Origin of the sequence: Jeotgalicoccus sp. WY2 (assembly GCF_018437745.1) — a bacterium.
GTDB lineage: Bacteria > Bacillota > Bacilli > Staphylococcales > Salinicoccaceae > Jeotgalicoccus > Jeotgalicoccus psychrophilus.
Window position 1 is genome coordinate 1814182 of the sequence record NZ_CP049818.1, and the last position, 14594, is coordinate 1828775.

Annotated in this window: 10 protein-coding genes and 3 pseudogenes; all 13 read left to right on the forward strand. The window is 37.9% G+C overall.

The window, feature by feature from the left end; translation table 11 throughout:
* The first annotated feature begins 41 nt into the window (after positions 1-41).
* The 13 genes and pseudogenes from G4D76_RS10585 to G4D76_RS10635 all read left to right on the forward strand — a co-directional run bounded on the left by G4D76_RS10585 (position 42) and on the right by G4D76_RS10635 (position 14590).
* The gene (locus G4D76_RS10585) at positions 42-977 is read left to right on the forward strand and encodes a hypothetical protein (protein ID WP_213809851.1); all 936 of its coding nucleotides are present in this window, start codon (positions 42-44) and stop codon (positions 975-977) included.
* Positions 916-7110 carry a Cna B-type domain-containing protein gene (locus tag G4D76_RS10590; RefSeq protein ID WP_213809852.1) on the forward strand — a complete coding sequence of 2065 codons (6195 nt, stop codon included), beginning with the start codon at positions 916-918 and terminating at the stop codon, positions 7108-7110. The genes G4D76_RS10585 and G4D76_RS10590 overlap by 62 nt, the downstream gene beginning before the upstream one ends.
* A 46-nt stretch (positions 7111-7156) precedes the next feature.
* Positions 7157-7668 (forward strand): annotated as a pseudogene (locus G4D76_RS17015) (Cna B-type domain-containing protein); the annotation flags it as partial.
* 24 nt (positions 7669-7692) lie between these two features.
* Positions 7693-8571: a Cna B-type domain-containing protein gene (locus tag G4D76_RS10605; RefSeq protein WP_213809853.1), complete on the forward strand. Its 879-nt coding sequence runs from the start codon at positions 7693-7695 to the stop codon at positions 8569-8571.
* 963 nt (positions 8572-9534) lie between these two features.
* The gene (locus G4D76_RS10610) at positions 9535-9768 is read left to right on the forward strand and encodes a heavy-metal-associated domain-containing protein (RefSeq protein WP_213809854.1); all 234 of its coding nucleotides are present in this window, start codon (positions 9535-9537) and stop codon (positions 9766-9768) included.
* A gap of 80 nt (positions 9769-9848) precedes the next feature.
* Entirely contained in the window at positions 9849-10412 is a 564-nt protein-coding gene (locus tag G4D76_RS10615) for a Dps family protein (RefSeq protein WP_124011086.1), read from the forward strand.
* 299 nt (positions 10413-10711) lie between these two features.
* Complete coding sequence (locus G4D76_RS10620) at positions 10712-11389, forward strand: Crp/Fnr family transcriptional regulator (protein ID WP_213809855.1); 678 nt, start codon at positions 10712-10714, stop codon at positions 11387-11389.
* A gap of 8 nt (positions 11390-11397) precedes the next feature.
* A pseudogene (locus G4D76_RS10625) lies at positions 11398-11685 on the forward strand (heavy metal translocating P-type ATPase); the annotation flags it as partial.
* A 657-nt stretch (positions 11686-12342) separates the two neighbouring features.
* A complete protein-coding gene (locus G4D76_RS15275; protein ID WP_250129941.1) occupies positions 12343-12828 on the forward strand; it encodes a hypothetical protein in 486 nt (161 codons plus the stop codon).
* Positions 12761-12925 (forward strand): annotated as a pseudogene (locus G4D76_RS16110) (hypothetical protein); the annotation flags it as partial. The gene G4D76_RS15275 and the pseudogene G4D76_RS16110, both read left to right, overlap by 68 nt.
* A gap of 55 nt (positions 12926-12980) precedes the next feature.
* Positions 12981-13541 carry an HAD family hydrolase gene (locus tag G4D76_RS16115; protein WP_256440469.1) on the forward strand — a complete coding sequence of 187 codons (561 nt, stop codon included), beginning with the start codon at positions 12981-12983 and terminating at the stop codon, positions 13539-13541.
* A gap of 1 nt (position 13542) precedes the next feature.
* Positions 13543-14241 carry an HAD-IC family P-type ATPase gene (locus G4D76_RS16120; RefSeq protein ID WP_256440570.1) on the forward strand — a complete coding sequence of 233 codons (699 nt, stop codon included), beginning with the start codon at positions 13543-13545 and terminating at the stop codon, positions 14239-14241.
* A gap of 115 nt (positions 14242-14356) precedes the next feature.
* Complete coding sequence (locus tag G4D76_RS10635) at positions 14357-14590, forward strand: heavy-metal-associated domain-containing protein (protein WP_092596279.1); 234 nt, start codon at positions 14357-14359, stop codon at positions 14588-14590.
* The last annotated feature ends 4 nt before the right edge of the window (positions 14591-14594 follow it).

A 14594-nucleotide genomic window follows, 5' to 3' on the forward strand; every position in this document is an offset into this window, starting at 1 on the left:
TGTTATTGACTTTAATAAATTATAGCAAGGAGAATAAATTGATGAAGAAAAGAATCTTTACATACTTTGCATTGATATTGATGTTTAGTACTGTATTTATGTCACCATTATCAATTGTAGCCTCTGAAGTTACATCAGATGGCCAAAGTATTGAAGTAGATGAGAAATTGATCAAAGAAGCAGAATCCAAAGCAGCGAAAGAAGAGGCAGCGTCTGAAAAAGCGGAAGCAGAGAAATTGGCAGCAGAAGAAGAGGCAGCGTCTGAAAAAGCGGAAGCAGAGAAACTGGCAGCAGAAGAAGAGGCAGCGTCTGAAAAAGCGGAAGCAGAGAAACTGGCAGCAGAAGAAGAGGCAGCGTCTGAAAAAGCGGAAGCAGAGAAACTGGCAGCAGAAGAAGAGGCAGCGTCTGAAAAAGCGGAAGCAGAGAAACTGGCAGCAGAAGAAGAGGCAGCGTCTGAAAAAGCGGAAGCAGAGAAACTGGCAGCAGAAGAAGAGGCAGCGTCTGAAAAAGCAAAAGCTGAAGAAGAAAGACACGGATTCACATTAGGAATTAAAAACGCAGTAAATGTAAACAATCAAAAAATTACTGCTGACAATGCAATAGAAGCAAATGAAACATTTATTTTAGAATTGAATGGTCATCTTACTTCTGATCACAACTATAGAGCAGAAGATAAAATTAAATTTAACTTGCCGGCAGGTGTAACACCTTCTGAACCGGCCAACGAAAAATTAATAGCCGGGAACAGTGCAGTTGCAAACTACACTATCAATAATAGCGGTGTAGTAGAGATAGAGTTTTTAGAAACTGCTGAAGCAGTGAGTAAGCAAAATATGGCACTGCAAGTCAAAGTGAGCTTCGATACGAATTACATAGAGAAAAATACTAAAGAAGCTGTTATAAACCCAATCGCTGATGACAGCACTGATTGTTCCTATAGCAGTAGAAGAGAAGCAAGGGTATTCTTTAAATATTAAAGATGCATTAAATACAGATAATGAAAAAATTAATGTTGAAAATGCAATAGTAGTGGAAGAAACGTTCATTTTAGAAATGAAAGGTCATCTTACTTCTGATCATAATTATGAAAAGAATGACAAAATAACATATAATTTACCAGACAGTGTAAAAACTGCTGAGGCGGTTAGTGATAAAATCATAGCTAGTGGCAGTGAAGTCGGGAATTATACAATTAATAATAACGGTGTAGTTGAAGTAGAGTTTTCAGAATCTGCTGAAGCAGTGAGTAATGAAGATATGGTACTGCAAGTACCGGTAAACTTCAATACTGACATGATAGAAGAAGACGCTGAAGAAGCAGTAATTGACCCGATTGGAAATGAGAACGCAATTGTTGTGCCTCTGGCGGTTGAAGAAGTAGCAGAAATTGCACCTTTAGCTGAGGTAACACAGAATATATTTGAGTTCAGAAGTTTAACTCATAACGGTAACGCAGTCGAAGATGGTTCGACTATCGATCTTAGCGATGGGACTAGAGTAGAGCTCATTTATGATTGGCATACAGAAGGACTGAATGCTAAAAACGGAGATACAGCGACGATTCAACTCCCTGATGTATTTGAGCAAATTACTACTCCGGTGCAGCCTTTGGTTACGAGCGGTGTAACTGTCGGAACCTATCAAATTCAAAATGGTGAACTACAAATAATCTTCAATGAGAATATTGAAGACGGCGATGTATCTAATGGAGAAATAGGATTGAACTTAGATTTCAATCTGCAAAAATTTGAAGAAAATATTGAACAGGTTATTAACTTCAACGATACGACTGGTAAGGAATTAAATGTCATTGCCAGACCGAATAATTTATCCAGTGGTATTACTAAAGAAGGTCATCCTGACCAAAATCATAACGCAACAGAGATTACCTGGACAGTTGATGTAATGAACAACAGTAGTGAAGCAGTGACAACTGCTACATTGGCTGACATTTTACCGGAAGGATTAGGCGCACCTGAAAATTTTATAATCACAGAATTATCCACAGGTTTAAATGGTGACAAAGTCATTGGTGGAGAAGTTGACAATGTGACACCAATTCCTAACGATACCGGCTTTGAATTAGCATTCGATAACCTGGAACCTTATCAGGGATATCGCGTACAGTATACAACGCCTATTACTGATAGAACTCAAACGGAATTTACAAATGATGCTGTATTTCACGATGGTGAAACTGATTTACCAGCTAAAGCAACAGTTTCAGGGCTTACAGTAAGTAATCCAATTGAAAAGTCGGGTACATATAATAATGAAACCGGTCAAATAGATTGGACTATTGTAGCGAATGAGAATGGTTCTGCTATAGAAAATGCAATCATTGACGATATTTTACCACCAGGATTATCAGTTGATGAAGAGAAGTTTTCAGTAGAAAAATTTGTTGATGGAGCGAGTGTTGGTGAATTAACGATAGAATCAAATAATTTCCCAATCAACTTAGGTCCTGCAGCTGCAAACGAACACTTTGTCATTAATTTTAGTACAGATATAGATTATAGTGTGATTGGTGACGGTCAATATCAGACTCATAACAGTTTTGAAAATACTGGCATATTGCTTGATAGCGAAGAGGAATTAGGGAGAAATGAAGCTGTTGTTGAATTTGACAGGCAGCCTCTTTTAGAAAAAGAAGTAACCTCTGATGGAATTGATTATGAAAATAAAAAGATAAGCTGGACTATTAATTTAAATAGAGCTCAGCACGATCTTAACGGAGTAACCGTTACTGATACACTCCCGCCAGGACTTACTCTTACAAAAGGTGATATCAAAATTACTAACAGTGCCGGAGATGAGGTAGCAGCCAATATCACTATCGCTCAAGGCGTTACAAATAGTGAAGGCGGCGATATCACTTTTGATTTTGGAGATATCGGGACACAGCACATCATTATAAAATACGAAACAGAAATTACGAGCTTTGATGTAGACAGTTTTGAAAATACTGCGACATTAGAAGGAGAAGGTATTGGAGAGGAAGAGCACTCTACAACAATCCCAGCCAATCCTCCTAAAAATAGCTTTGAGAAAAACCATACTGGTATTGACTATAATACAAAAACAATGGATTGGAATTTAAAAGTCAATCCAATCAGGGAAGGTATTGAATCACTCGTTATAGAAGATACATTCCCTAATAAAGGGATGATTTTAATTCCTGGTACAGTGAACGTCAGTCATTCCGTGAATGGAGAACTGGTATTAAATAAAGATTATACTCTAGAAGCAAGAACAGAAGACGATGAAACTGGTTACCATAAAGGTTTTATTATCAAGTTGATTGGTGAATATGCCACTTTGAATGGTGGTATTTTAGAGATTAATTACCAAACTTCGTACGATCCTCAATTTGAAGTTGACGGTCATACTTTAGACACTCACCCCAATGAAGAAGGACAGGCACAAGTATATCTAAATAACGCCAACTACTCAGGTACGACAACGAGCGGACACGATATTAATGTGGACAGAGGCGCTAGTACCACTGTTAGAGCTGACTCGTGGAACAGTGGTAAAAAAGAAGGACAGCTTGTTCACGAAAACAGTGAAGGTAACATTGTAAATGGCTGGCAAGGGGGTATAGAACGTAAAATTGCATGGCAATTATATACTAACTATCAGCAGCAAAACCTCGGTAATAACGTAGTCATTACGGATACACTTCAGTACGAAGGTTCTATTGATGAAGACAGCATCAAAGTGTCTACTTATACAGTTGATGCTGGTGGTGACACTGTTATCACGGATAATGTATTAGATCCGGGAGCATATAGTGTTGAGGTAAACGATGATACGTTTACATTGAGCTTTAACCAGGAAGTATCAGAAAGATATGTTATAGAATTATTAACAACGGTACCAAATACATCTCAGGAAAATTATACCAATGAAGCCACAGTTTCAGTGGACGGTAAAGATTATCCATATAGCGGTACTGTGAACTATAAAGACTATGATAATTTCTTAGATAAATCATCAGTCGGACAAGAAGATTCAAATGTCTACATTGGCGATGAAGTCAATTGGGAAGTACAGGTAAACGATAGTTTATCAATTATAGACAACGCGGAAATTACAGATTTCATCAGTGCTGGATTAGAGTATGTACAAGGGACACTTGAAATCTCAACAGCAGATGGTAATCCATTAAGTGAAGGTGAGGATTATGTTCTATCCAACACTAAAACTGAAGATGGAAGAACGAGACTAAATATTGAACTTAATAAATCATTAAACCAGATATTAATTCTAAATTACACAACAGTAGTGACAGCAGAAGATGGAGATAAAGTAAGCAACGAGGTCACTTTAAGCGGTGATAATATTGAAAACCGCACTGTAACAACTGAAGAGCTTACGGCAGAACAATTCAGCTGGGCATCCGGTGAATTTAATCCAAACCGCGGAGCACTGAAAATTGTTAAATCAGACTCTGAAACAGGAGAGTCGATCGCAAATAACTCAGCAGTATTCGAGTTATACTATATAAATGAAAGTGAAAGAGTTCTGTTTGCGGATGAGATTCAAACCGATGAAAATGGAGAGATTCTAATTGGCAACCTGCCGCTTAGAACTTACTATTTAGTAGAAGCAGAAGCACCGACAGGATATATCATAGACGGTGAAGAACAAGTTATTGAAATAACTGAACCATATGGTGCTGAACAAATAACATATGATGTTGAGTTTGTGAATACTAAAAAGAAAACAGATGTTTCAGTAATTAAAGAGTGGAGCGATGAAGATAATCAGGATGGAATGCGTCCTTCGACTATCGCAGTTCAGCTATTAGCGAACGGTGAACCAGCAGGAAACGCTGTAACGTTGTCGCAGGATAACGAATGGGCAAAGACATGGACTGGTTTAGATGCACATCAATCCAACGGAGAAGTAATTAACTATACAGTTGAAGAAGTTAATATACCTGAAGGTTATGAATCAGCAGTAAGTATTGATGACAATAACAATATTACTGTGACAAACACTCATGTGCCTGAATTAACGGAAGTAGCGGTTTCTAAAGTATGGGATGATGCAAATAATCAGGATGGTATCAGACCAAACAACGTGACGGTTAATCTGTTAAACGGCAGCGAGATCGAAACATCAATAGTATTGAACGAAGCAAATAATTGGCAGCATACATTCAATGATTTACCGAAGTTTGCCAATGGAGAAGAAATTCGATACAGTGTGACAGAAAATACTGTTGCAGAATATTCAACTTCAATAGAAACGATTGAAACAGATGCAGGCTTAAACAGTGTTGTTACCAACACTTATACACCTGAAGAAACGACTGCTACAGTAACAAAAGTCTGGAATGATGGTAATAACCAGGATGGCAATCGTCCTGAATCAATTTCTGTACAGCTTTATGCTGATGGTGAAACTTACGGTGAGCCTGTAGAAGTAACTGCAGTTAATAACTGGACTTACACATGGTCGGAACTGGATCTTAAATCTGATGGTTCTGACATTGATTACACGGTTCAGGAGATTTCAGAAGAAGAGAATGATTATGAAGTAACTATTAATAATGAGAATCATGGAAACCTGGTAATCGACAATGCATACACGCCTGAAGTGACTGAAGTATCGGTTTCTAAAGAATGGGATGATGCAGACAATCAGGATGGCATTCGTCCGGATAATGTAATGATTAACCTCCTTGCAGATGGTGAAGTTGTTAAAACAGCTAATCTTGAAGAGTCAGGGGACTGGCAACATACGTTTACAGATTTACCAGTTTACAGTAACGGAGAAGAAATTGATTACACTGTGACTGAAAATGCAGTAACGGATTATACAGCTGAAATTACAGAAAATCCGAATGCAGCAAATGAATTTACAGTAATGAATACACATACACCTGACGAAACAAGTGCAACTGTTACAAAATCCTGGAATGATTCTAATAATCAAGATGGTAACAGACCGAGCTCAATCCTTGTACAATTGCATATTGTAAATGGTGATGAGCTTGTACCGGTTGGTGAACCTGCAGAAGTATTTGCAGCAAATAACTGGACATACACTTGGACTGGTTTAGATGCAAATGCAGATGGTCAAGCAGTAGAGTATACGGTTGAAGAATTGAATGTTTCAGATGATTATACTGTATCAATTAATGATGCAGACCGCGGAAACATGATTATTACTAATAGCTATACGCCTGAGACAACTGAAGTACCGGTTACTAAGGTTTGGGATGATGCAAATAATCAGGATGGTGAACGTCCATCGAACATTACACTTAATTTATTGAACGATCGTGGGCAAATTGTTGAAACTGCGGTTGTTCAAAACCAGGAAAGTAATGAATGGAATTATACTTTCACAAACTTACCTAAGTTTGAAAATGGTTCAGAAATTAACTATTCAGTAACTGAAAACTTCGTTTCAGATTATTCAACAGTAATTGAAACAGATACAGAAGTTAATAATGGATTTATCATTACTAATACACTGACTCCTGATTTAACGAGTGTAACAGTGACAAAAGGCTGGAATGATGGTAATAATCAGGATGGAAATCGTCCGGATTCAATCGAAGTTCAGCTTACAGCTCATGGCGAACCTCAAGGTGAACCAGTAGAAGTATCTGCAGCAGATAATTGGACATACACATGGTCTGATTTAGATATGAATGCTGATGGTGAAGCAATTGATTATTCAGTACAGGAACTAAATGTTCCTGAAGAATATGAAGTATCAATTGATGACCATAATCATGGAAATATCGTTATTACGAATAGCTACACACCTGAATCAATTGAAATTCCTGTCCAAAAAGTTTGGGAAGACAAAGATAATCAGGATGGTGTGCGTCCCGAAAGAGTAGAAGTTAATCTGCTCGCTGACGGAGAGAAAATCAAAGAAGCTCATATTACAGAAACAACGGATTGGCAGCACGTATTTACTGATTTACCGAAGTATAAATCTGGTCAGGAAATTGTTTATACTTTAAATGAAAATCACGTTGAAGGTTATTCTTTAACAGCTAATGGATTTAACGAAAAAACTGGTATGTACGAACTGACTAACTCGTATACACCGAAAAAAAACAAGCGTAACAGCGACTAAGAATTGGCAAGATGCTGATAACCAGGAAAACGATCGACCGGAAGCAATCGAATTACAATTAATTAAAATTGTTGAAGGGGAACGTGAAGCAGTAGGTAGTTCTGAAGAAGTTTCAGAAGAAAATAACTGGACATATACATGGACAGGATTAGACCGAAATGCTGATGGAGAAATTATCGACTACACAGTTGAAGAAGTAATCGATGAAGAGTATGGTTCATATGAAGTAACTGTTAATGATGAAGATGAAGGAAATATCATTATCACAAACACGAGAGCATATGAAACAGAACACACAGTTATTAAAGGCTGGAACGATGATGAAAATCAGGATGGTATTCGTCCGGAAACAATCAATGTACAGCTGTTACAAACGGTAAGACTCTAGGGGAACCAGTTACATTATCTGAAGAAAACAACTGGATTCAAACATGGGAGAACTTAGAGAAGTATGATGCAAATGAAGAAGCATTTACGTACTCAGTTGAGGAAGTTGAAGTACCTGAAGGTTATGAGAAATCAGTAAATCAATCTGATGAATATCCGAACACAACTATTATTACCAATACTCACGAATCAGCTGTGATTGATATCGCTGGTGAAAAAGTTTGGGAAGATAATAATAATCAGGATGGAATACGTCCAGATAATGTTACAGTTAACCTGCTAAACGGCAGTGAAATTATCGCAGAAGCTGAACTGAATGAAGAGAATAACTGGCAGTTCAATTTCACAGATTTACCGAAATACTCTGCTGGTGATGAAATTCTTTATACTTTAACAGAAAACGCTGTAGAAGGTTATTCAGCAGTCATCCAAACTATGGAGACAGAAACTGGATTAGAAAGTGTGATAACAAATACACTGACTCCAGAAGAAACAACAGCAACAGTTACTAAAGTATGGAAAGATGATAACGATGCAGATGAAAATCGTCCGGATTCAGTACTAATTCAACTCTTAGCTAATGGTGAAAAACACGGTGAGCCGGTGGAAGTGACTGTCGAAAATGACTGGACACATACTTGGACTGGTTTAGCTGTAAATTCAGAAGGATCGGCTATCAACTACACAGTTGAAGAAGTTAATGTACCTGAAGGATATGAAGTGAGTATAAACAATGAAAACCATGGTAACTTAGTGATTACAAATAGTTATACTCCTGAAGAACCAACAGAACCAACAGAACCAACAGAACCAACAGAACCAACAGAACCAACAGAACCAACAGAACCAACAGAACCAACAGAACCAACAGAACCAACAGAACCAACAGAACCAACAGAGCCAACAGAGCCAACAGAACCAACAGAGCCAACAGAGCCAACAGAATACGAACAGAATAGAGATAATTTACCTAATACAGGAATTCCTTTAGGAACTTCGATCGCTACTGTGGCAATATTCTTATTTATAGTGGGTAGTATAGCTATAATGCTTACAAAACGAAAGAAAAAATAGTAGATGATTTTAGTAGAAACTCTATAAATTTAATTTGTGACTTAGAAAGATTTCAAAATTTAAGATTGTGAATTAGAAAGACATTAAGGCATATCCCTTGTATTCTACAGGGGATATGCCTTTTATTTAGTATTTGTAACTGTCAAGTAGAATTACAAATATTAGAAAATATTTTGTTGACTGTTAAATTAGACACTTTAGTGAAATTTCTTTGTAACAAATTCATAAAACCAACCTAGGACAACGAGACCATATAAATTAATGGTCAAATATGTTGAAATTAATTCCTTAATATATTTTTCATGTCCAATTAAGGTCTACTCTAATCAATCAAAAATTTAAGAGAGAAAAAACACATCTACAAGTGTTTAAACCAGAATTATTTTTCTAATTATAACTGAATAACGTTCGTAAAAGTATATGCAAAATATTGAACGTTCGTAAACTATTTATATGTTTAAGAACGTTTATTTTAATCTATTTCAATGTTTTTAAACCGTTCTTAAAAGTGTACTTTTGTGAACCACAATATGCTGTACTTAATTGAATATGATTGTTCATAAATCTAAAATAAATACTAAGCAAGATGTATACGGTGCTCTAATATTACCATTACGACAACCTAAGCATTACCATCAAAATCGCACGCCTCGCTACGACTCGAATCGGATAATATATCATCCTCCTCCTCATTCTGAATATTTTTTACAGCCAGATGATCTTAAAAGGAGAAAACATTTATGGAGATGGCATTCAATGCCATGAGGTTGATGATTTACCGTCTAAGAGGCAGAGGTGCCAATGCAGCAAAAAGATAATGAAACAAAGCGCTTTATCAGAGAAAATAAAAATTTTAAATCAGCAATCAAAAATTGATTTACATCAATTCTTTTAACGGCAAAAAGTCATATACTTGGATTGTAGAGAAGGAAACGCATAAAATTTATGTAGGAGAGATATATTATGCAAAAAGCAACCATTCAATTAGAAACTTTATCATGTCCATCATGTATCCAGAAGATTGATAACGCTGTAAAAGGTTTGGACGGTGTGGAAAAAGACAGCGTCAAAGTCATGTTCAACGCAAGTAAAGTCAAAGTAAATTTTGATGAATCAGTCACGCCGATTGAAAATATAGAAAATGCGATTGAAAACCTGGGGTACCCGGTCACCAAATCAAAAGTAAAAGCTGTCTAATTTACAATGAAATGAAATTACTTCCACAGTTTATTTAGCAATAGTGTAAGCAAATAGTAAAAACGATAGGAGGAACAGAAATGACACGAGATAAAACACCGCAAGAAAGATTGAAAGAGGAGCAAGAGCATAAAGAGCATGTCCACCATACAAAAATCAACGCAGCAGCCATTGCAGATCACATTTTAGGGAACATCCACACGATGCATGTAAAGTTACATCAATATCATTGGTATGTGAAGGGACCGCATTTCTTCAGTCTCCATGGCAAATTGAAAGAACTGTACAACGTAAATGAAGAGTGGTTCGATAAAATCGCGGAACGATTGATTGCTTCCGGCCATAAACCAGCTTCGACTACTGCTGAATTAGAGGAATATTCCATGCTTTTAGAAGACCCGGCCCACAAGTATTTGGAAGCAGAAGAAATGATTGAAAATGTGATTGAAGATTTCAGAAGCACCCGTGGCTTAACCATTCGTGCTATCCATTTGGCACGAGAAGAAGGCGATGATGTGCTAGAAGATACACTGATTGCTTTCAAAAAGTATTTGTATGAAAATATTTGGATGCTGCAAGCCTATCTTGGCAAAGAAGCATTGGAAGATGACGATGATTTTGAAGTGGATGATGACGAAGAATAAACCTGCCTTGCGCACATTAAATATTTGTAATTTAGCCTAGCCAAAAAAACAAATTGTTTTTTTGGCTAGGCTGCTTTTGAATGAACTGAAGAAATTTGAGATGAAACGCCTGATTGATGAAGTCACCACGGATGAAACCACTTATAATCGAATCCACGGAGGTAATGAGGTATTGAATTTGAATTGACGTTCAGTTTTATCATATTTTTATCGAGTCCTGCAGAATGTGATCTATCACTTTGCAGGGTTTTTCCGTGGACCAGAATGTCATCATAAAATATTGAAGGGAGGCGAGATCGTTGTTTGTAGAATACCTGTCATCCATGAAGGTTTTTGAAGCTTTGAACAAAGAAGATATTTCTGTTATCGCTGAAATCGCTCATCATAAAAATATAGGAAAAGACACCCATCTATTTCATATGGGGGAGGAAATGACCAATGTCTATTTCGTGATCAAAGGCAATATCAAAATATACCTCATTGATGAAGAAGGCCGTGAGCAGATCATCAACTTCCTCGGCAAAAATGAGATGTTTCCGCACCATGCGATATTGAGGAGTGACCCCTATTTGGCAAGCGCAGTGTCAACCGAAAATTCCGAAGTAGTTTTCATAGATAAAAGGAACTTTGAAGATGTGATCCAGAAAAATCCAAATATCGCGGTCAAACTGCTCAATTATATAGGAGAAATGATCATCGACCTCCAGTACCGGCTACAGGAGAAGATTTTAAAACCGACGGACAAGCAAGTCCTCCTGCTGATCCGCCGACTTGCATATGCCCATGGGCTTGTGCTTGGCGATGGCCGGCGTGAAATCACGTTGAAGCTCACCAAGTATGAGATGGCGAACATGATTGGTCTCGCCCGCGAAACCGTCAGTCGCAACATCTCCATGTTCAGGAAACTCGGCATACTGGAAATCAGCAAATCCGGCAAGATGATTGTCGATCTGGATGAGCTGGAGACGTATGTTTGAATAAATAGCTACCTATCGGCGCCGGGACGGATGTCGCAGTCGAATCCGGAGACGTCATACTGGTCAAGAGTGAACCGTCGGATATCATGAATTTCCTGTCATTGGCAGAGAAGACAATGAGTAAGACAGTGCAGAACCTGTGGCTCGGAGCAGGATATAATATAATCGCGGTCCCGCTTGCAGCAGGTGTACTCGCTTCAGCCGGACTTATACTATCTCCGGTTGTCGGTGCAATACTGATGTCGATCAGTACGGTGGTTGTTGCACTGAACGCAATGACATTGAGATTGAATTAGTATTAACCAGCAAATTAGTGAATGTAATTCGTAATTTAGACATTGGAAAATATATAATGCCATATAAGGCGTTGCATCATATTATTAAGAGTTATAATTTCACTATTCCCTGCATACACCGGTAATGAGCGAAACCACACCATCGGAGTTAAAGATATTCAGGGGTAACGTCTGTTTATTGGAAGGTTGAAGACTTAGGACTGGTTTTTCCTTAAATTAAAAGTGAGTATGTCTGAAAATCATATTTTATTGTTTATTCAGTATTAAAAGGGGAAGCCATGTAACGGGGCAACTTTTAATGAATTGCCCCTCTAAAGTTGAACTCAATTTTAACTTTAGAGATGTTTTGCAAAACAAAAGAAGTCTATGAGATTTCATAAGACGATTCAGCTACACTCAAACTGTCCATTACATATATTAATTAACCAACAAAGCAAACTTAACAATATATCTACTTTAACAAACTTTAGTGTGGATTATGGTTTCTTCTGCATGGTATATAGAATTGCCATATTATGATGCCGTAGAAATTATTACAGACTAATCAGAGTGTGTCCACATCGAAATTTTATAATCTTGACCTCAGTCAATTTTTATACGAGGCTAAAACTTTATACTTTAACCAACAAGAAAATATAGAGAGATGGAGGAAGTATCATGCAGAGGGCTATATTAGATATGAAAAACCTGATTACGTTGATTAGTGCAACCTTGATCATACTTGGATTCTATGGTCGATTTGGTATGGGTAACATGTTCGTCTTCGATTTGTCACTCATCATTGCAACTGTCATCGGGATTGCACCGATCGCAATTCAGGCTTATCAGGCATTGAGAGTAAAGGTTGTCAGTATTGACGTATTGGTCACAATTGCCGTTATCGGGGCTTTACTGATTCAAAACTTTGAAGAATCAGCGATCGTTACATTCTTATTCTTATTCGGTTCTTACTTAGAACAGCGGACACTCAAAAAGACAAGATCTGCCATTAAAGAATTAACAGAAATGGCACCAGAGAGTGCGTTGAGACAAAACGCCGACGGTGAATTTGAAGAAGTAGATGTGGATGATGTCGATGAAGGTGATTTTACTAGTAAAAACCGGTGCGAAAATACCCGTCGACGGTACTGTATTAACAGGTGAAGGTCATATTAATGAAGCAAGTATTACCGGTGAAGCCGTTCCAGTGAATAAAGTGAATGGATCAGAAGTATTCGCAGGTACAATTTTAGAAAACGGAACGATTCAAATAGAAGCTGACCGTGTCGGAGAAGATACAACATTCGGTAAGATTATTGAATTGGTGGGAAGAAGCACAAGATTCAAAATCGGAAGCCGAACGCTTTATCGACAGATTCTCGAAATACTATACACCGGCAGTTCTGGTACTGGGTATCATCGTCTGGGCGTTTACAAGAAATATTGAATTGGCCATTACAGTTCTGGTTCTCGGGTGTCCGGGTGCTTTAGTAATCGGTGTCCCTGTATCCAACGTTTCCGGTATCGGAAATGGTGCACGTAATGGTGTACTTCTTAAAGGAAGTGAGGTCATCAATGACTTCAGTAATGTTGACACAATGGTATTTGATAAAACGGGTACATTGACTATTGGAAATCCTGAAGTTGCAGAAAAAGAATTTTATGGAGATAACATGGATGAAGTACTTGGATATCTTGCCAGTGTAGAGCGGGAATCAGATCATCCGCTGGCAAAAGCTGTGCTGCAGGATATTGGGCCAGCGAACTTCTCTGAAGTAGATGAAACTGAAGTCGTAAAAGGCGGCGGTGTCGTCGCTAAAGTAGCCGGCCACAGCGTCGCGGTAGGAAATGTGTATTTAATGGAAAAAGAATGTTGAGCTGAATGACAAGGTTAAAAAAGATCTGAAACGTTATGAGGAAAATGGAAACTCTCTTGTGCTTACAGCAGTTGATGGCGTATTACAAGTATTGATGGGAATCCGGGATCAAATTCGCCCAGGTGTTAAAGAAGACCTGCAGCACTTAAAAAAACTGGGTTTAAAAACGGTACTTTCCGGCGATAACCAGGGAACTGTCGATGCCGTTGCCAGCGAACTTGGATTAACAGAAGCACATGGACATATGCTGCCGGAAGGCAAATCAGCTTATATTGAAAAACTTCAGTCAGAAGGGCAAATTGTAGCGTTTGTCGGAGATGGAGTGAACGACAGTCCTTCATTGGCACTGGCCGATATCGGTATTGCCATGGGCAGCGGAACAGATGTTGCAATTGAAACCTCAGACGTTGTCTTGATGAACTCCGACTTCAGCAGATTACCACATGCCTTAGGATTGACAAAAGCGACAGCGAACAATATGAAGCAGAACATAGCCATCGCAGTCGGTGTGGTACTGATCCTGCTGACGGCGTTACTATTCAGTAACTGGATGAACATGACGATTGGTATGCTGGTGCATGAATTGAGTATCCTTGTTGTAATCTTCAATGCTATGAGACTGATGATTTACCGGCCAAGAGGTAAAAATGCTAATAAGCAGAATGATTATGGAACAAGACGCTCTGTGAGAAAAAGTTAAGGATTTTTAAAAAACATTCAGAACTTGATCTGCATCAATTTTATAACAGCAAAAGACCCTATACTTGAATTACAGAGAAGGAAAGAATAAAAATTATAAATAGGAGAGATATATTATGCAAAAAGCAACTATTCAATTAGAAACGTTATCATGTCCATCATGTATCCAGAAGATTGATAATGCGGTAAAAGGATTGGATGGTGTTGAAAAAGACAGCGTTAAAGTCATGTTCAACGCAAGTAAAATCAAAGCTGATTTCGATGAAACAGTGACAACAGTTGAAAGTATAGAAAATGTGATTGAAAAACTGGGTTATCCGGTCATCAAATCAAAAGTAAAAACTGCTTGATCAA

Excerpts from the sequence above, each read along its gene's own strand:
- G4D76_RS10585 (WP_213809851.1), top strand. The coding sequence starts at position 42 with ATGAAGAAAAGAATCTTTACATACTTTGCATTGATATTGATGTTTAGT.
- G4D76_RS10615 (WP_124011086.1), top strand. The coding sequence starts at position 9,849 with ATGACACGAGATAAAACACCGCAAGAAAGATTGAAAGAGGAGCAAGAG.
- G4D76_RS10635 (WP_092596279.1), top strand. The coding sequence starts at position 14,357 with ATGCAAAAAGCAACTATTCAATTAGAAACGTTATCATGTCCATCATGT.
- G4D76_RS10610 (WP_213809854.1), top strand. The coding sequence starts at position 9,535 with ATGCAAAAAGCAACCATTCAATTAGAAACTTTATCATGTCCATCATGT.
- G4D76_RS10590 (WP_213809852.1), top strand. The coding sequence starts at position 916 with ATGACAGCACTGATTGTTCCTATAGCAGTAGAAGAGAAGCAAGGGTAT.
- G4D76_RS15275 (WP_250129941.1), top strand. The coding sequence starts at position 12,343 with ATGCAGAGGGCTATATTAGATATGAAAAACCTGATTACGTTGATTAGT.